The following is an 18,568-nucleotide window of genomic DNA, read 5'->3' as shown; positions in this document are numbered from 1 at the left end:
TACAAGCGAAACCCTAACCCCAGCTGCACTGCGACATGGCTGTTGATTTTCAACTTGGGGCTTGCAGCTTGCCGCTTGTAGCTCCACGCCGCCGCGCTTGCCGCTGCGGCTGGCTTGGTTACAATTACCCCCTGTTTCCCAATACCTCCGGTTACCCATGTCCCAGCACACCACGCCTGCCGAACGCGCCATCGCGCTCCGTGAGGAAATCGCCCAGCATAACCACCGCTATTACGTGCTGGATGAGCCGGCGATTCCGGATGCCGAGTACGACCGCCTGTTCAATGAGCTCAAGGCCATCGAGGCCGAGCATCCAGATCTGATCACCCCCGATTCGCCCACCCAAAGGGTAGGCGGTGCCCCAGCAGGCGGCTTTGGCGAGGTGCAGCACGAGATCCCCATGCTCAGCCTGGGCAACGCCTTTGCCGAGCAGGACATGCTGGATTTTGATCGCCGCGTGCGTGAGGGCCTGGACCTGCCGGCGGGTGATCTGTTCGGCGAGGGTGCAGAGGTGGAGTACTGCTGTGAGCCCAAGCTCGACGGCCTTGCGGTCAGTCTGCTGTACGAGAACGGTTTGCTGGTACGGGGCGCCACCCGTGGCGATGGCAGCACCGGTGAGGATATTTCCAGCAACGTCCGTACCATCCGCAACGTGCCGCTCAAACTGCGTGGCGAAGGCTGGCCGGCGGTACTGGAGGTGCGCGGCGAGGTGTTTATCAGCAAGGCCGGATTCGAGACTCTGAACGAAACCGCGCGCGCCAATGACAGCAAGACCTTCGCCAACCCGCGCAACGCCGCAGCCGGCAGCCTGCGCCAACTTGATCCGGCGATCACCGCGTCACGTCCGTTGGAGTTCTGCTGCTACGGTTTTGGTCGCGTAGAGGGCGAGCTGCCAGATACCCAGGTCGGCATCTTGCAGCGCTTCAAGGAATGGGGCCTGACCATCAGCCGTGAGCTCAAGCTCAAGCAGGGTGTGGCGGGCTGCCTGGAATATTACCGCGATATAGGCGAGCGCCGCGCCGGGCTGGACTACGAGATTGATGGCGTGGTGTTCAAGGTCAATCGGCTGGGTTACCAGCGCGAACTGGGTTTTCGCTCGCGCGAACCGCGCTGGGCCATTGCCCACAAATTCCCCGCCTCGGAAGAACTGACCGAGCTGCTGGATGTGGAGTTTCAGGTCGGCCGCACCGGCGCCATCACGCCGGTGGCGCGGCTCAAACCGGTGCAGGTCGCCGGTGTGACCGTCTCCAACGCAACCCTGCATAACATGGATGAAGTGGCCCGCCTGGGCGTAATGGTCGGCGATACCGTGATCATCCGCCGCGCTGGCGATGTTATTCCGCAGGTGATGCAGGTGGTCAGCGAACGGCGCCCGGCCGATGCTCGCGCGATAGAGGTGCCCGAAACCTGCCCGGTCTGCGGCTCGGCGGTGGAGCGTACCCAGTTGACCAAACGCGGCAAGGGCCGCGAGACCACCACCGAAGGCGCTGTGTATCGCTGCGTGGGCCGCCTAACCTGCCAGGCGCAGCTCAAGCAGTCGATCATTCACTTTGTCTCGCGCCGGGCGATGGATATCGACGGCCTGGGCGAGAAAAGCGTCGAGCAACTGGTGGATACCGGGCTGGTCGGCTCGCCGGCTGATCTGTATCAACTGACCTACGATCAAGTGCTGGCGCTCGAAGGCTTTGCCGATCTCTCCACCCGCAACCTGCTGGCCGCCATTGCCGACAGCCGCACGCCCACGCTGGCGCGCTTCATCTACGCCCTGGGTATTCCGGATGTGGGTGAAGAAACCGCCAAACTGCTGGCGCGCGCGCTGGGTTCGCTGGCGCGTATCCGCCAGGCGCTGCCGCAGGTGCTGGTGTACCTGCCGGACGTTGGTGCCGAGGTGGCGTACGAGATTCACAACTTCTTTGCTGACGAGCACAACCAGCAGGTCATCGATCAATTGCTGACGCGCGGCGTTGCCCCGCAGGAAAGTCCTGAGCTGGGCGCCGAATTTGCCGCCAGCGTGTCGCTGGCCGAATTTCTCGCGCGGCTGGATATTCCGCACATCGCCAAGACCGGTGCCGAGCGGCTGGCCAGCCAGTTTGGCAGCCTGCAGGCGATTCTGGCGGCGGACTGGCTGGATCTGAAACAGGTCGAGCGGCTGAATGAAAAAGCCATCAAGGGTTTGCGCGCCTTCGCCCAGAATGAGCAGGCGGCAGAGCAGGCGCTGCGCATAGAGCAGCAGCTGCGCGACTTCGGCATGCACTGGGAGTCTGCGCGAGCGCACACCGACAGTCTGCCGCTGAGCGGCCAGACCTGGGTGCTCACCGGTACCCTGGTAGCCATGCCACGCGACGTGGCCAAGGAGCATCTGGAGGGCCTGGGCGCCAAGGTCGCCGGCAGCGTCTCAGCCAAGACCCACTGCGTAGTGGCGGGGCCGGGGGCTGGCAGCAAGCTGGCCAAGGCCGAGCAGTTGGGCGTACGGGTAATGGATGAAGCTCAACTGTTGAGCATGCTGGCAGAGCAGGGCATCACGCCATGACCCAGCCGAGCACAGACGCGGTTTCAGCCAAGCCCGTGATAGTACTGGCGCCGATGGAAGGTCTGGTCGACCCACCCATGCGCGACATCCTCACCCGCATTGGCGGCATCGACTGGTGCGTCAGCGAGTTCATTCGCGTGACCACCGGACTGCTCAACCGCGGCACAATTCAACGCATAGTGCCAGAGCTGAGCCATGACTGGAAAACCCGCACCGGCGTGCCGGTAAGGCCGCAGCTGCTGGGCTCCGATGTGCGCTGGATGGGCGAGAATGCTGCGCTGCTGGCCAGCATGGGCGCGCCGGCGATTGATCTGAATTTCGGCTGCCCGGCCAAGACGGTCAACCGCCACCGGGGCGGCGCTTCGCTGCTGCGCGAGCCGGAACTGCTGCAGCAGATTGTCGCCAGTGTGCGCGCCGCGACCCCGGCGCATATTCCGGTCACCGCCAAGATGCGCCTGGGCTACAGCGATACCGCGCTGACGCTGGAATGCGCCGCCGCGCTGGCGGCTGGCGGTGCCAGCGAGATCACCGTACACGCGCGCACCAAGATGGATGGCTACAAGCCGCCGGCGCACTGGCACTGGCTGGCGCGCATTCGCGAATCGGTGGATGTGCCGGTGATCGCCAATGGCGATGTCTGGACGCCCGAGGATTACCACCGGATTCGCCAGATCAGCGGCTGCCAGCAGGTGATGATCGGCCGTGGCCTGGTGCGCCGGCCCGATCTGGCGCGGCAGATTCGTGGGCTGGACGGTGCTGATGCCCAGATGGCGCCCTGGCCCACCTTGCTGCCCTGGATCGCCGACTTCTTCGAGCAGACCCGCGCGCGCGTGGTCGACCGCCATGCACCCGGCCGGCTCAAACAATGGTTGTCGATGCTGGGGCTGACGTATCCCGAGGCCAAGCCCCTGTTTGCGGCGCTGCGCCGTGAGAACGATGCCAATGCCATCAGCGCCTGCCTCGCCGCCCTGGCGGCGGGTGAGGAGCAAACCCGAACGCTGTTGGCGTTGCCCTCAGCCAGCGCTCTGGGCGCTGCCTGATAGGGTCTGATGGCTGAGCTGCGTCAGCTCGGCAATCAGTTGACGGCTCGCCTGTTCGCTCTGCTGCAATAAATATTCGAGCGATTCCAACTGTCCAGACAGCTCGGCTGACAGGGCAGGGTCGACTTGCGCCGCGCTGCGAGCTTCTTCGCGCACGTGGTCGCCCAGTTGACTGGCCCGTTGCAGCTGCTCGGCCGATTGCGTGAGCAGAGCGTCGGTGCTTTGCACGCAGGCGTCCAGCGCGGTGATCTCATTTCCCACCTGCAGGCTTTGCTGATCCATCTGGCTGATGATGTCGCCCACTTCAGCGGTGGCGGCGGTGGTGCGGGTGGCGAGTGCACGCACCTCGTCGGCCACCACGGCAAAGCCGCGGCCGCTTTCGCCGGCACGCGCCGCTTCAATCGCCGCATTCAGCGCCAGCAGGTTGGTCTGGCTGGCGATGCCATCGATCACCTGAGTCACCTTGCTGATGCGGCTGCTCTGCTGTTGCAGTTGGCTGAGCAGTTGCAGGCTGGTCGCGCTGTGACCGCGCAGCAGGCCGGCTTGGGTCAGGCAGTTTTGCAGGCTGGTTTGCGCCGCGCTTTGGGCGCCGCACAACTGGGTAACCGACTGACTGAGCTGTTCGCTGTGGTGGTAGTCGTGCTCGTTTTGCTGCTGTTGCTGCGTATAGCGGGTGCCCAACTGCTGCAACCCGCTGTGCGTTGCCTGCAGTTGTTCCGGTAAGGGTGCTGTGGTGTCGGCCAGCGCCTGCAGGCGCGCCGCCTGTTGCTGGGCCTTGCCGCTGTGGATGGCCGCCTCTGCAGCCACGGCAGCCAGTATGCTGTCGTCGCTGGCTCTTGGCGGCGGGTCGGCCGGCGGGTAGCGCCAGGGCAGGCCGAGCCAGGGAATCAGGCAAAGCACCAGAGCTGGCCCTACTGCGGCGCCACCGTGGCTGTGAAATAGCCACGCCAGCATGCCCAATTGAATGCAGGCCAAGGCCGCCTTGCCGATAATTCCTGTTTGCATGAAGTGTTCCGTCAGGTACCGCTACTGCTCATTGTTGTTGTGAAGTCAGACCTGTGGCGGCCATTAGGCCACCGCCCACCGGGCAATTCAATCGCCGTGCGCTGGCAAGCGATGCTCGCGCATAAAGCGCAGATCCAGCCAGTCCTTCAGTTTGCCAGCGAGCCGGCCCTGGGTTGCCAGTGCGCCGTAACTCAACAGGGCGCTGCCATCGCCGCAGGCCAGCAGCGCCAGTGCACGCGGTTGGGGCTGGTAGCGCTGCAGTGTGCCGCTGCCCGTTGCTGCCAGCAGGTTATGCGCCAGCACCGGCCCCTGGCGCACGGCGTAAACGCCAGCGCGTGGCGTGTTCGGCAAACTGGCGCAATCGCCGGTGGCAAAAATGGCCGCATGACTGCAGCTCTGCAACTGTTCATTGATGCGAATAAAGCCCTGTTCATCGCAGAGCAATCCGCTGCCCGGCTGCCAGCCGGCCGCTGCCGCGCCCGTGGCCAGCACGACGGCATCTGGCTGCGCAACCGCGCGCCCGGCGGCGTACAGTTGTGTGTCGCTGATCCTTTCTATCGGCAGATTCTCGTGCAGCTTTACCGCAGCCTTGCTCAGACGGGTGCGCGCCAGTGGCGCCAGCCGAGGCGGGTGGTTGGCCAACAGGCCGCTGCGGCAGAACAGCGATAGCTGGGTTTGCGGCAGACTCATACGCAGAGCCAACGCCAGCTCCACGCCCGCCGCGCCGCCGCCCAGGATCGCCAACTGCGCCGGTGGCTGCGTCTGCCAGGTTTGCCATTGCTGCACTTGCTGCACTATGCCGGGGAAGGGCTTGGCGCCCACCAGCGGCAGGCTGCCGTCAGTCTTGAAGTCGATTGCCGGTAGTGCGCCGGTATTCAGCGAGAGCCTGGCAAAGCCCAGGCGCTTGCCGCTGGCCAGCAGGATTGCCTGGCTGCTGGCATCGAGCGCCAGCAGCTCATCGCAGATCAACGTCAAGCCGCAGGCGGCGGCCAGTGGCGCAAGCTCGATACTGCACTGTGCGGCAGTAAAGCGGCCGGCCAGCAGCCCCGGCAGCATGCCGGAATACCAGGCGTAAGGTTGTGCGTTGATCAGCAGGCTGCCAGCGGGTGCGCGCTGGCCGCGGGCAATCCATTGGCGCAGGGCAACCAGATGAGCGTGGCCGCCGCCGATCATGACCAAAGGCGCTTGCAGAAGAGAAGTTGGCATCAGCCCAGCCTAGCGGCAGCGAGCACAAAGCGGAAGCCCCTGCAGCTGGTCGGAAAGACGCGTCGCAGGCGCATTGGCGGGCTACGCTGTGGGTGTTTCAAAATGTCACATTGCCCGCATTGATGAAGTCGCATTGTGCTGAATGATGCGTATATTTCGAAATCGACTTTCGCTGTGCGAACCTGCTAGTCTCCAGATCTGACAATTCCAAGTACAAAAAGAGGGAGCATGGCGTGATCGACAACAATCGCTATCCAACATCCGCCAGAGCCTGGGTTACCGTGGGCATTCTGCTGGTGGCCTATGTGCTTTCCTTTATCGACCGACAGATTCTTAACCTGCTGGTCGGCCCGATCCGCGCGGATCTGGGCATCAACGATACCCAGATGAGCCTGTTGATGGGCCTCTCGTTCGCCATCTTCTACACCATAGCCGGCATCCCCCTGGGGCGTATCGCCGACAGCAAGAGCCGCCGTGGGCTGATCGCCTGGGGCGTGGCCTTCTGGAGCCTGATGACCGCCGCCTGCGGCCTGGCGCAACAATATTGGCAGTTCATTCTCTGCCGCATTGGTGTGGGTGCCGGTGAGGCAGCGCTGTCGCCGGCCGCTTATTCACTGATTGCCGACAGCTTCCCGGCCGACCGCCGCGCCACAGCCATCAGCGTGTACGCCATGGGTATCTATCTGGGCGCCGGCATGGCCTTCCTGCTCGGCGGTATCGTGGTGACCTGGGCCAACGCGCAGGGACCGATGACGCTGCCGGTGCTGGGCATAGTGCGGCCTTGGCAGCTGATTTTTCTGGTACTGGGCGCCGTAGGGTTGATGTTCTGCCTGGTGCTGCTGGCCATCAAGGAGCCTACCCGCAAAGGCGTGGGCGCCGGTGTGGCTGTGCCGCTGAAGGAAGTAGGCGCCTACCTGCTGACCATTCGCAAGGCGGTGCTGTGCCACAACTTCGGCTTTGCCTGCCTGTCGTTTGCCTCGTACGGCGCTTCGGCCTGGATCCCGACCTTTTTTATTCGTACCCACGGCCTCACGCCCGGTGAAGTCGGTATCTACTACGGCAGCCTGGTGATGGTCGCTGGCTCCACCGGAATCGTCTTCGGCGGTCGCCTGGCGGACTATATGGCCCGTCGCGGCTATCGCGATGCCAACATGCGGGTTGGCCTGTTGGCCGCAGCACTGACACTTGCGTGCAACGCGGTCTACCTGGTCGACAACATGCCGCTGCTGTGGGCTATCATGTTCTTCAACGTATTTACCGTAGCCATGCCCTTTGGCGTGGCACCGGCCGCCATTCAGGAGATCATGCCCAACGCCATGCGCGGGCAGGCCTCGGCAATCTATCTGTTTACCATTACCCTGATTGGTCTGGGTATTGGGCCGACCGCCGTGGCTATGTTCACCGATTACGTGTTCCAGGACGACATGGCGGTACGTTATTCCATCTTCATCGTTGCCAGCGTGATTACCGTGGGTTCCATCATCCTGCTCTGGATGGGGCTCAAGCCCTATCGAGCAGCACGGGACACGCTGGAAAACTGGAGTGAACAGCAAGGCCAGCCTGGTTGAGTATCTGACTCGGAGTAGCCAGCTGATTTATTTATTTCAACAGGAGCAACAACATGACTGACGCAGTTATCGTATCCACGGCCCGTACGGCTCTGGGCAAATCCTATCGCGGTGCGCTGAACAACACGCACAGTGTCGACATGGCTGGCTACGTTATCGAGCACGCGGTCAAGCGCGCCGGTATCGATCCTTCGCTGGTTGAAGACGTGATCCTGGGCGCCACCTTCCATGAAGGTGCACAGGGCAAGAACATGGCGCGCCTGGCCGCGATTCGCGCCGGCCTGCCGGTGACCACTGCGGGTATGTCGATCAACCGTTTCTGCAGCTCCGGTCTGCAGTCTATCGCCATCGCTGCCCAGCGCGTCGTCAGCGAAAAGATCCCGGCCATCGTTGCTGGCGGCGTTGAATCCATCAGCCTGTGCCAGAACGACAAGCTGAACATGTTCCACGGCACCAACGAGTGGATCAAACAGAACAAGCCTGAGCTGTACATGTCGATGATCGAAACTGCCGACATCGTTGCCCAGCGTTACAACGTCAGCCGTGAAGCGCAGGACGAATACTCCCTGCTGAGCCAGCAGCGCACTGCCGCCGGCCAGGAAAGCGGCAAGTTCGCTGACGAAATCGTGCCTTACGACACCATCATGAAGGTGCAGAACAAGGAAACCGGCGAGATCACCGATCAGGCCGTCAACCTGGTGAAGGACGAGTGCAATCGTCCGGGCACCACCCTGGAAGGTCTGGCCGGTCTGCAGCCCGTGCGTGGCCCGGGCAACTTTGTCACCGCCGGTAACGCCAGCCAGCTGTCTGACGGCGCCTCTGTCTGCACCGTGATGAACAGCAAGGTGGCCGAGCAACTGGGCATCCAGCCCATGGGTATTTTCCGCGGTTTCGCGGTTGCCGGTTGCGAGCCTGATGAAATGGGCATCGGCCCGGTCTTCGCGATTCCACGTCTGCTGGAGCGCAACGGCCTGAAGATGGACGACATCGGTCTGTGGGAACTGAACGAAGCCTTTGCTTCGCAGGTGATCTACTGCGCCGAGCGTCTGGGTATCCCGATGGAAAACCTGAACGTCAACGGGGGCTCCATCTCTATCGGTCACCCCTACGGCGTAACCGGTTCACGTCTGGTTGGCCACGCGCTGATCGAAGGCAAGCGCCGCGGCGTCAAGTACGTGGTCGTGACCATGTGCATCGGCGGCGGCCAGGGTGCTGCCGGCCTGTTCGAGATCGTTTAAACCGCAGCGGCAAGCTACAAGCGTCAAGCTGCAAGTGAAACCCGGGCCCTGCTCGGGTTTCGCTTTATAGGGTTGGCTTGCGGCTTGAGGCTTGTAGCTTGCCGCTAAAATTCCAGAGGAATTTTCCGTGTCTCAGAAGATTATCAATACCGACGATCTGGCGTTTCTGCTCTATGAGCTGCTGGATATTGAACGCTTTACCCAATTCCCGCGCTATGAAGACCATAGCCGCGACACCTTTGATGCCGCCATTGAACTGGCCCTGAAAGTCGCCAGCGAAACTTTCGCGCCGCACAACCACGCCTGTGATGAAGACGAGCCGCGTTTCGAAAACGGCAAAGTCGTGATTCGCCCGGAAGTGGCAGAAGCGCTGAAAGTACTGCGCGAGACCGGCCTGATGGCCGCTTCGCAGGATTACGAGCGCGGCGGCATGCAGCTGCCCGCCGTGGTCTCGCAAACCTGTATCGGCCTGATCAAGGGCGCCAACGTCAGCACCCAGGCCTACGCCGGTCTGACCATCGCCGCCAGCAACCTGATCATGGCGCACGGCACCGACGAGCAGAAGCAGCGCTTTGCCGAGCCGATGATGGCCGGCCGCTTCTTCGGCACCATGTGCCTGACCGAGCCGCACGCCGGCTCCTCGCTGGGCGACATCAAGTCCCGCGCTATACCGCAGGATGACGGTACCTACCGCATCAGCGGCAACAAGATCTTCATCTCCGCCGGTGATCACGAGCTGAGCGAAAACATCATTCATCTGGTCCTGGCCAAGCTGCCCGACGCGCCGCCTGGCGCCAAGGGTATTTCGCTGTTTATCGTGCCCAAGTTCCTGGTCAACGAAGACGGCAGCCTGGGCGAGCGTAACGACGTCATCCTGGCCGGCCTGATCCACAAGATGGGTTACCGCGGCACCACCTCCACCATGCTCAATTTTGGTGAAAAGGGCGGGGCGGTCGGTTATCTGGTCGGCGAGCCACACAACGGCCTGGCCGGCATGTTCCACATGATGAATGAGGCCCGCATCGGCGTCGGCCTGGGTTCGGTCATGCTGGGTTACACCGGTTACCTGCACGCGCTGGACTACGCCCGCGACCGGACCCAGGGCCGCCCGCTGGCCGAGCGCGACCCGGCCACGCCGATGATCCCGCTGATTCAGCACGCCGACGTACGCCGCATGCTGCTGGCGCAAAAAGCTTTTGTTGAAGGCGGCCTGTCGCTGTGCCTGTTCTCCTCCACCCTGGTAGACGAGAAAAAGCACGCACCCACAGCAGAAGCGCGCGAAGCCGCCGCCGGCCTGCTCGATCTGCTTACGCCCATCGTCAAATCCTGGCCGTCGCAGTTCTGCCTGGAAGCCAACAGCCTGGCGATTCAGGTACACGGCGGCTACGGCTACACCCGCGAGTACCCGGTCGAGCAGTTCTACCGCGACAACCGCCTGAACCCGATCCACGAAGGCACCCACGGCATTCAAGGTCAGGACTTGCTGGGCCGCAAGGTCAGCATGGCCGGTGGTGAGCACTACCAGGCGCTGCTGCAACGCATCCGCGCGACCATCGAGGCCACCAGCGGCGCTGCTGAGCTGAAAGCCAGCGCCGAGCTGCTGAGCAACGCCCTGGCCACGCTGGAAGAAACCACCAGCGCCCTGCAAGCCATCAAGAAAACCGACCCCGACCGCGCCCTGGCCAACGCCTATCTGTACCTCGAGTGCTTTGGTCACGTGGTCGTCGGCTGGCTCTGGCTGCGCCAGGCGCAAACCGCACTCAAAGGCCTGCAGGACGGCGGCGCCCGCCAGCCTGCTTTCTACCAAGGCAAGCTGACCACCTGCGAGTACTTCCTGCGCTACGAACTGCCCAAGCCCCTGGCTCTGGCAGAAGTGCTGCGCAGCGCAGACCGCACCACGCTGGACATGCCGCTGGATAGTTTCTGATTCGGTTGGTGTGACGAAAAACCGGGCCTTGCGCCCGGTTTTTTATTGAGGCGGTATTTAGCGCGGCCCGTGGACTTTTCAGGACCAGCCGTTGGTAATTACTTATGGAATCGCGTAGTCAGCATTAAAGTGCCGATTTAGATGGGTTTTGCTGAGATTAAAGGATTTATATTGCCGATTAATTCGTAATGAGCTAGGTTTGTCAGCATCCTAATGCCGAGTGAGTTTATGGCAATGTACGAAGTGCTGACCATCCAAACCTATGTGAACGGCCAATGGCACGACGCTTTGAATCTGAGTCTCTCAGATACGCGAGCCGTTGCGGATGCGCGCGTTACGGCTACCTACAGCACGGCCTATCTAAGCGACTTTTTTGATGCCACGGAAAACGTATTTGAATATGCCGTCAGCGTGAACCTGCCGGTTAATTGGAACCCGGCGGATACGAAAGGCTTCCCAGCCTTCGTTTACGACATTATTCCGGCCGGTCATGCCAAGCAGTCGCTGCTCAAGCGTTTCAATGATGACAAGCCGCAAGGAATGGATATCGATCTGTTCTTGCTGGGCCGGTGCACACCATCGCCTATCGGCAGCCTGCGTGTAAAAGAGTCAGCTGCAGCCCTTGAGGACTCTGGCGTCGAAGCCTTTGCTCGCCAGGAAGTGGTGGAGCGCACCAATGACTTTCTTGAGTACGCCTACGAGGCCGGCGCTGCGCTTGGCGGAGCCACGGGCGCTCAGGGTGAAGCACCCAAACTGTTGCTGGCACAGGGGCGCGACGGGCAGTTTTATGCTGACGCCATGCTCGATGATTCGCTCGTTGAATCGCATTGGCTGGTCAAGTTCGCCCGCAACAAGATGACAGAGAACGACAAGAACATTCTTCGCGCCGAATACCATTACTACAAAGCCGTGGCAGGCCTGGGTTTGAATACCGTAGCCACCAAAGGATTGAGCCTGGAAGAAGCGGAAAAGCCCAGCCTGTGGATGCCACGTTTTGACCGCATAGTGGATGGCGAGAGCGTGGAGCGTATCGCGGTTGAATCGGTCTATTCCCTATTGGGCAACACAGAGCCAGGGTCGAAACTCAAGCATGAGACTGTGTTGTCCAGGCTGATAGAGCTTTGGTGCAGCAACGAGCAAACCGATGAAGTGCCAGAGCTGGTCTTTGAGTATCTGCGTCGAGACCTGCTTAACCGAATTCTTGGCAACAGCGACAACCACGGTCGCAACACCGCCATATTCCGCTACCGCGAAAGGTTCGAGCTGGCGCCCATCTATGATCTGGCCCCGATGATTCTGGATACAGAAGGCGTAACCAGGGCAACGAAATGGGAAGCCGAACGGAAAGGACGCCCTGGCTGGCGCGAAATCTGTGCCTGCTTCCCGCATTGGTACGCCCAGGATGAACTGTATGACCGCCTCCGCAGCGCTGCCAATGACTTCAGAGCGCTGCCAGATTTAGTCGTCGATATGCCGCTGGAGATCCGTCAAAACAAGGCCCTGCCGGTGAACGATCTGGATAAGCACTTGGGGCAATGGGAGCTGCTATGAACACCATGACCGGAGAACAGCGCAAGCAACTGATCGAAGAGATCATGCAGCTACATGCTGAGGGTGACATATCCCTCGGCATGGCCATTCGGAGGCTGCGTTTGGAGGTCACAGGTTTTGATCAGGAGACCTTTGCCAAGATGTGCCGCATGTCTACCCGAGCGCTGTATCAACTGGAAACGGACAAAGGCAATCCGACCTTGAGCACAGTTGATTCGATCCTGCGAAAGTTTGGTCTGCGCATGGGTCTGATGAAGGCCATTGCGCCGTATACAAAACCATCGCCAGTCGCCACGCAGCCCACAAGCAGTGGTCGCGCTGCTGCTACAAAAAGCACCGGTGTAAGTGAAACAGCCAACGCTTGCGAGACAAACCGCAAAGCGGCCCGCGTCATCTCAAGGGGCGCAAAGCCAAAGGGCGCGGCTGGCAAAAGCGCGGCAACTGCGAAGTCGAAAGTTATAAAACGAGATGATGGCTCAACCGCTTAGAGCGTCTTTGCTCGGTCTGTGCACATAGGGTGGCCCTGTATGCACCGCAGCCGCCGGGTTATCCTTACGCCATGTACAGCCTCGCTCACCCCGTTACCCATACACTGGAAATTCGCAAAAGCCGCTTTATTGCCTGCGTCGAACCCATCGCCGACCGCGCCGCAGCGCAGGCCCGAGTGAATGAATTACGCGCGCAGCATCCCGGCTGTGCCCACGTCTGCTGGGCACTGTTGGCTGGCGGCCACAGCGCCGCCGTAGACGATGGTGAACCCTCCGGCACCGCCGGCCGCCCCATGCTCGACGTACTGCGACATCAACAGCTGGACGGCGTGATGGCCACAGTGGTTCGCTACTTTGGCGGCGTAAAGTTGGGCGCCGGCGGGCTGGTACGTGCCTATACCGACGCCGTAGCCCAGTCGCTGCTGCAAGCCGAAAAAATCGAACACATTCCTACCCAAACTCTTTACTGTGAACTGGCCTACGCCCATGAAGGTGTCGCCCGTAACCTGATAGCTGAACTTGGCGGCGAGCTGCTTGAGGTCAGCCATGGGCAGGCAGTGCGTTTGAAAGTAAGCTTGCCCGCTACCGCAGTGGAGGCGTTGCGAGAGCAGCTGTTGTCGATTACGAGGGGAGGGCTTGGATGGGAGCTGTACGATTTTACAGTGTGCTAGCCAAGGGGGGCGCGTGCGGATTGCTTGGCCGTGGGTAGTCCTTTAGAGCAGGATAACCAAGTGGACTAGAGGCATTAATTTTCATCTGCCCCATTTTCTGTTTAAGGCTGTTGGGTGACGGCGTGGTTGAGGAGTAGCTCGCTGGACGGTCTGGCGTAGTGCAAAAGGAGGTTGGCACGTCTGGAAAAAAGTATCAGTATGGTTGGAGCTGCTGAATTGCAGTCCCCTTCTTGGTGGCATGGATGCCCAAAATACTTTTAAGACATCCGGATCCACCCGCCGTTGCTGGCTGGCGCAGGGGCTGCGTGTTTGGCTCAAACGCTTTTTATATTCTGTGATCTAATCGCCACGAACAGTTCAAGGAAATCTCATGACTAGATCTGAAAGAGCCAGCCAAATCTGGGCCGTACTCGCACTGGCAGCAAAAGGGAGGCAGTCACTCACTTACGGCATTCTGTCAAAACTGATCGGAGTTCCAGCTGCTGGCTTAGGAAAGCTACTCGAGCCGATCCAATCGTACTGCTTAATTGAGAAACTGCCGCCTTTAACAATCCTGGTGGTCCAGCAAGAATCTGGACTTCCTGGGGCAGGCTTCACGGGAGCTAAAGCGACAGAGTATACAAAAAACCAAATGAAAGTTTTTGCGTTTGATTGGGTCGAGCATGGAAACCCGCAGTCGGAAAAACTAGAAAATGCGGCGCAGCAACAGCCATCAAATGGATAGACCGGCACCAACGCGCTGGGATTAGCCCAACTAAAGTAAGTCAGATGTAAGGCAATTGCAAACCTCGTTTGCTGCCAACTACTGTTAAGCGAATGCGAGCTTTCGGCACCCAAAGGCCAAGGAGATCTAATGACTGATAAAAATGAAGCCGAAAGAATCGAAAAAGCAAAACAGGGAAAATCTCGAAAGCAGAGACCTTTTCCTGCCTGTTCTTTTATGGAGGCAATGGAGCTTGCCCAATCAGTTCTTGAGTACGGCTCCGGCCAAGCAGTTAGACGAATTAGCGTATTCGATCATATCGGTAAGTCTCCCGAAAGCGGGCCTTCGAGGCAGTGGGTTACAAACGCCAATAAATATGGCTTAATCAAGGGGGGATATCAAGCCGAGCATCTGGAGCTTACGCCCGAAGGTGCGAAGGCAGTAGATGATGAAATCTCTAAGCGAGAGCAAGCTAAAGCGAGAGTTAAACTCGCAGTTGATGGTATCCCAATTTTTAAGGGGTTGTTTGACAGGTTTTCCGGTAACAAACTACCCGCCCGAGCTGCCCTTGTTGATGCTGCCAAAGATCTTGAGATTCCAGAGGTGTTCGCTGAAGAAGCGGTAGATACATTTATAGTAAATATTCGTGATCTTGGGCTTTTACAAACTTTATCCGGCGCTGAGCGTATTGTTTCAATAGATCACTTATTGGATACGCTACCAACTGGGCATTCAGTACCTCCCTCAAGCTCTGGCCCACAATCACATGTCCACGCAGGTGGCCACTTAGTAACCCTTGAGCAAGCAAACTTTGATAGCACATGCTTTTATGTGACCCCTATCGGAGAGGAGGGAAGCGAGCACAGGAAGCATTCCGATTTATTTTTAGGCTCTATAGTTGAGCCGGCTCTTGAACAATTTGGTCTGCTAGTCGTACGTGCGGATTCAATCGATAAGCCCGGAGTGATAACTCGGCAAATTATCGATTATTTACTCAGGGCTAGACTGGTGATCGTGGATCTTTCATATCACAATCCAAATGTGTTTTATGAGTTGGCGATCAGGCATGCGGCTAGGCTGCCAGTAGTTCAAATAATTAGAGCGGCGGACCGCATACCGTTCGATGTAAACCAAGTCAGGACTATAAAAATCGACACGTCGGACATATTTAGTTTGGTTCCTAAAATTGATACCTATCGATCAGAAATAGCCAATCAAGTTAGGCGAGCTCTAGATAATCCGGACTCAGTAGACAATCCGATAACTACGTTTTATCCTAATTTAAAAGTACAAATTGATGGCTAGAAACTTGGCGAATAACTTCCACACAATGATTTTATGCCGAAACACTGAGCGCCAATAAGCCGCTATTTTCTGCCGAAGGCTCTCAGTTAACTCTTGGGTTTAACGCTCACTTTTTTGCTTGCGGCTCAGCAGTCCTAAGTAGACGGCGCTGACGCGGTAAGGGGTCAGACGAAATTAATAGAGAGTCTAGATCTGACCCCGGTTTTCATAGAGCGATATAATTTAAAGGGCATGATTTAAGTTGTCGTGTTTGGATGTATAAAGGGTGTAGTGATATTCCGTTAATTGATTTAGGGTGTTCCTGAATGATATTCACTATGGATAAAAAAGTCGCTCTGGAAAGTTCAAAGTCTGTCTTGTTAAGCAAGATTGATTGGGATGACTACTCCTACAGCACAAAGTTTTTTGTTGAGTTTTTTGTGGCTGGAAAATCAACAGATCTTGGTGCCGTTAAAATAATGTCAACAGATTTGGACGATGGTTCAGACCTTGCCAATCGAAAGAGCAATACAGTAACAAAATTGCCAGGCGATTTCCAAGAGTTGTCTGATGAGTATTTTTCGCTGGGGCAAGAGTTGGAGTACTATCGAGAGCTCTCTAATTTGGCGGTAAGTGATAGTGAGGAGATTCTTAAAGGATTGAGAGATTGTGCGACTTTTTGTAAGCCTAGCGAAAAAGTTCGTACCCATAAGGCTTTTTGGGATTCGCTGATTCGAGGCTCTGAAGCAAAGAAATGCCTTGAAGAGGGTGAAAAGTATTATAGAAAGATCGACAAAAAGTCGAAAATTGAGTTTTCTTACAAGAGCAAAGTTTTTAAAAATGCGGAGTCGAAGCTTGACTTTGTTTTTGATATTGATTCTAGTCTTCCAAGTACTGTTAATGTGTTGATAGGCAGAAATGGGAGTGGTAAGACTAGGCTGCTTTCAAAGCTGTCGGAAGATATAGTCTCTGGGAGCGATGACCGAGTATTTTCTCCTTCTAGGCCTTTGATAAGTCGAGTTGTAGCAATATCGTATAGCGCTTTTGATAATTTCAAGATACCTGCTGTGAGCGAGTCCGGCGGTAAGGATTATCGATACATTGGCATGAGAAAGCGATCAGAGCATGAGGAGTATAAAATAAAGACAAATGAAGACCATTGGGAGGATATAAGTAACGCCATATCGATAATATCGGATAAAGCTTTGATCGCAGAGATAGAGAGGTTTATAGCGGTTTCGATGTTTGAGCAGGTGTTCAATGTCCAGGATTTAACAGCTCTTGAACCAGTCTTTAATCAAATGAGCTCCGGTCAAAAAATTTCGCTGAGTATTATCTGCCAGCTGCTTGCCTTTTTAGAGGATGATAGCTTGGTTCTTTTTGATGAGCCGGAAAATCACCTGCACCCTGGGCTGTTATGGAGCATGATGGTTAGTTTTGATAAAGTGCTTAAGATTAAAAAATCTTTTGCCATTGTGGCCACGCACTCGCCGTTGATCCTCCAGCAAGTTCCAAGTGAGTACGTTAATGTCGTAAATCGCTATGGGTCAGTGATAACCGCAGAGAAGCTAAGTACTGAAACCTTTGGAGAGAATCTTCAGGCTATAATGGAAAGGGTTTTCGGGTTCGTTGATCTAGAATATGATTACAAAAGTATTTTTGCATCTCTTCTCGATAGTGGGTTTACTAAAGAAAATATTGAAAAGCTATTTTTCAATGGCCTGAGTCTTCAGGCAAGAACCGTTCTTTCTACTATTTCAAAAAAAGAAAAAAATGATTAGAGTTCCACAAAAGCCCATTTTCCCATTTAAAGGGAGTTTGGATAAGCTCGAGGCTAGTGGGAAGTCTGTGCTAGTAACTGGGCCTGTTTTAGCACAAAGGTCTATCCTTGAGCAGTGCGTAAAGAATTATTTGATTCAAAGAAGACGGCTTGAGGCGTTGGAGCCGTTTTCTTTTGCTGTGAATATTGATTCAGAGCTTATTTCTTGTTATGAAGGTATGCCCACGGCTTTAAGGTACGAGCTGGATTTTGTTCACAGCAAGGTTTTAACTAAATTACATAAGTGTTTGTATTGTTTTATTTCTGAGCCAGATAGTCGTGATCACTATCTACCCATTTCAGAGTTCCCCGAGTTTGCTTTTTATATTTACAATCTAATTCCATGCTGTTCAACATGTAATAGGAAAAAAGGAAAGTACTGGATTAGTGGCGGCGTCAGATTGTTTGTCAATCCTTATTTTGATTTGTTTCAATCTGATATTTTCGATGCTACTGTATCTTTGAAAAACTTGGATGTTACCTATCGTGTGAAAGGCGAGGCTGCGACAAATACAGTTAATTCGCATGTTGAAAGACTAGGTTTGTTAAGTAGGTATGAGAGGCAAGCATCTACGTTGGTGGCGAGGCTAGTTGAATTATTGTCTGTTGACCCTTCGCTTAATGAACAAGCTGTTTTTAAGTCGGAAATGCTGAAAGAATATAATCTTTCATTAAAGGTTCATGGTGGGAATTACTACGAGACTGTTTTTTATAAGTATCTAATGACAGAGGGGCATGATCTTTAGTCTTCGTTATTCTTTTCTCGGTGGATTTCGAGGAGGGCACTCTATGGAATGCCCTAACTGAGCGGGCGAGTAGCGCAGAGCTGCCGGGAAAAAGGCGCTTGCGGTGTCTGAGCGAAGCGAGTTTGTGAGCGGCCGGCCAGGTGCGGCCCCGGCAGCTTGAGCAACGCAGTGAACCCGAAGGGCCGCGCAGCTGGGTGCCTGGGGAGTTGTTAGAGGGGGATGGGCAAGCATTCCCCTCTGACTCGCCTAGAGGCGAAAACGGAATCAGCTCGTACACGGACGATCAGCAAAAGACGTTAAGAGTAAATCCTTACCTCACTCAAACGACCGCGCCAACAGCGCCCGGAAAGCGCCTACTCGCAACCCCGAATACGCTCCCTGGTCTCAACAAGATGCCCCTCAAGATCATCAATCAACCGCTTGAACTCAGGCGACTTGTCACCCAACTCTGCCCCATTGAGCAGCTCAACGAGCGCATCGTCCTTTTCAAGACACTTCTCCAGCACTGTGGTTTTGGAATCGCCAGAAAGAAACTTGGCAATCTTGCCCCCCAGCTCCTCGAGCCACTCCTCGTCCGCATCCGGCGGGGCGGGTAGTTCGTGCAGCTGTTTTACCACCTGCTCGAAGGGTGCCACATAGGCCTCCCGCTTCGCGGCGATATCAGCCAGCAGTTTGCCAACAGGTTCTTGCGCTAACTGCTCACTCATTGCGCGGTAGAAGTGAGCAGTCTTCATGACTGATTTCAGTATCTCCAGAGCATCTACCTGCTCATCTGTACGCAGTATCGACATA

General features: G+C 56.8%; 15 protein-coding genes. 12 read left to right on the top strand and 3 right to left on the bottom strand.

Annotation, left to right across the window (positions count from 1 at the left end; translation table 11 throughout):
- Window positions 1–157: 157 nt before the first annotated feature.
- Window positions 158–2,530 carry an NAD-dependent DNA ligase LigA gene (gene ligA, locus V7756_RS09290; RefSeq protein WP_335609879.1) on the top strand — a complete coding sequence of 791 codons (2,373 nt, stop codon included), beginning with the start codon at window positions 158–160 and terminating at the stop codon, window positions 2,528–2,530.
- Window positions 2,527–3,570 carry a tRNA dihydrouridine synthase gene (locus V7756_RS09285; RefSeq protein WP_335609878.1) on the top strand — a complete coding sequence of 348 codons (1,044 nt, stop codon included), beginning with the start codon at window positions 2,527–2,529 and terminating at the stop codon, window positions 3,568–3,570. Before ligA ends, V7756_RS09285 begins: the two co-directional genes overlap by 4 nt.
- On the opposite strand, the gene V7756_RS09280 is transcribed toward V7756_RS09285, so the two are convergent.
- The gene (locus V7756_RS09280; RefSeq protein ID WP_335609877.1) at window positions 3,544–4,575 is read right to left on the bottom strand and encodes a methyl-accepting chemotaxis protein; all 1,032 of its coding nucleotides are present in this window, start codon (window positions 4,573–4,575) and stop codon (window positions 3,544–3,546) included. The two genes, V7756_RS09285 and V7756_RS09280, sit on opposite strands and share 27 nt — an antisense overlap.
- Before the next feature lie 87 nt (window positions 4,576–4,662).
- Window positions 4,663–5,781 carry an FAD-dependent oxidoreductase gene (locus V7756_RS09275; protein ID WP_335609876.1) on the bottom strand — a complete coding sequence of 373 codons (1,119 nt, stop codon included), beginning with the start codon at window positions 5,779–5,781 and terminating at the stop codon, window positions 4,663–4,665.
- Between the two features lie 233 nt (window positions 5,782–6,014).
- Between V7756_RS09275 and V7756_RS09270 the strand changes: the two genes are divergently transcribed.
- The 10 genes from V7756_RS09270 to V7756_RS09225 all read left to right on the top strand — a co-directional run bounded on the left by V7756_RS09270 (window position 6,015) and on the right by V7756_RS09225 (window position 17,776).
- Window positions 6,015–7,349: a spinster family MFS transporter gene (locus tag V7756_RS09270; RefSeq protein ID WP_335609875.1), complete on the top strand. Its 1,335-nt coding sequence runs from the start codon at window positions 6,015–6,017 to the stop codon at window positions 7,347–7,349.
- A gap of 53 nt (window positions 7,350–7,402) precedes the next feature.
- Window positions 7,403–8,587, top strand: coding sequence for an acetyl-CoA C-acyltransferase (locus V7756_RS09265; RefSeq protein WP_335609874.1), 1,185 nt, complete (start codon window positions 7,403–7,405; stop codon window positions 8,585–8,587).
- Between the two features lie 127 nt (window positions 8,588–8,714).
- Complete coding sequence (locus V7756_RS09260) at window positions 8,715–10,514, top strand: acyl-CoA dehydrogenase (protein WP_335609873.1); 1,800 nt, start codon at window positions 8,715–8,717, stop codon at window positions 10,512–10,514.
- Between the two features lie 234 nt (window positions 10,515–10,748).
- Window positions 10,749–12,065 carry a type II toxin-antitoxin system HipA family toxin gene (locus V7756_RS09255; RefSeq protein WP_335609872.1) on the top strand — a complete coding sequence of 439 codons (1,317 nt, stop codon included), beginning with the start codon at window positions 10,749–10,751 and terminating at the stop codon, window positions 12,063–12,065.
- The gene (locus tag V7756_RS09250; protein WP_335609871.1) at window positions 12,062–12,553 is read left to right on the top strand and encodes a helix-turn-helix domain-containing protein; all 492 of its coding nucleotides are present in this window, start codon (window positions 12,062–12,064) and stop codon (window positions 12,551–12,553) included. The genes V7756_RS09255 and V7756_RS09250 overlap by 4 nt, the downstream gene beginning before the upstream one ends.
- A gap of 71 nt (window positions 12,554–12,624) precedes the next feature.
- Window positions 12,625–13,224, top strand: coding sequence for an IMPACT family protein (locus V7756_RS09245; protein ID WP_335609870.1), 600 nt, complete (start codon window positions 12,625–12,627; stop codon window positions 13,222–13,224).
- A 370-nt stretch (window positions 13,225–13,594) separates the two neighbouring features.
- On the top strand, window positions 13,595–13,948 hold the full coding sequence (locus tag V7756_RS09240) for a hypothetical protein (RefSeq protein WP_335609869.1): 354 nt from the start codon (window positions 13,595–13,597) through the stop codon (window positions 13,946–13,948).
- Between the two features lie 129 nt (window positions 13,949–14,077).
- Window positions 14,078–15,232 carry a hypothetical protein gene (locus V7756_RS09235; RefSeq protein WP_335609868.1) on the top strand — a complete coding sequence of 385 codons (1,155 nt, stop codon included), beginning with the start codon at window positions 14,078–14,080 and terminating at the stop codon, window positions 15,230–15,232.
- Window positions 15,233–15,549: 317 nt separating this feature from the next.
- On the top strand, window positions 15,550–16,992 hold the full coding sequence (locus V7756_RS09230; protein WP_335609867.1) for an AAA family ATPase: 1,443 nt from the start codon (window positions 15,550–15,552) through the stop codon (window positions 16,990–16,992).
- Window positions 16,985–17,776 carry an HNH endonuclease gene (locus tag V7756_RS09225; RefSeq protein WP_335609866.1) on the top strand — a complete coding sequence of 264 codons (792 nt, stop codon included), beginning with the start codon at window positions 16,985–16,987 and terminating at the stop codon, window positions 17,774–17,776. The genes V7756_RS09230 and V7756_RS09225 overlap by 8 nt, the downstream gene beginning before the upstream one ends.
- Window positions 17,777–18,129: 353 nt before the next feature.
- Here the strand turns inward: V7756_RS09225 and V7756_RS09220 are convergent, their stop codons facing one another.
- On the bottom strand, window positions 18,130–18,567 hold the full coding sequence (locus V7756_RS09220; RefSeq protein ID WP_335609865.1) for a hypothetical protein: 438 nt from the start codon (window positions 18,565–18,567) through the stop codon (window positions 18,130–18,132).
- Window position 18,568 lies beyond the last annotated feature (1 nt).

It is taken from the genome of Halopseudomonas sp. (assembly GCF_036961105.1).
GTDB lineage: Bacteria > Pseudomonadota > Gammaproteobacteria > Pseudomonadales > Pseudomonadaceae > Halopseudomonas.
Note: the sequence above shows the minus strand (reverse complement) of the source record. Positions and strands in the feature narration are given on the sequence as shown.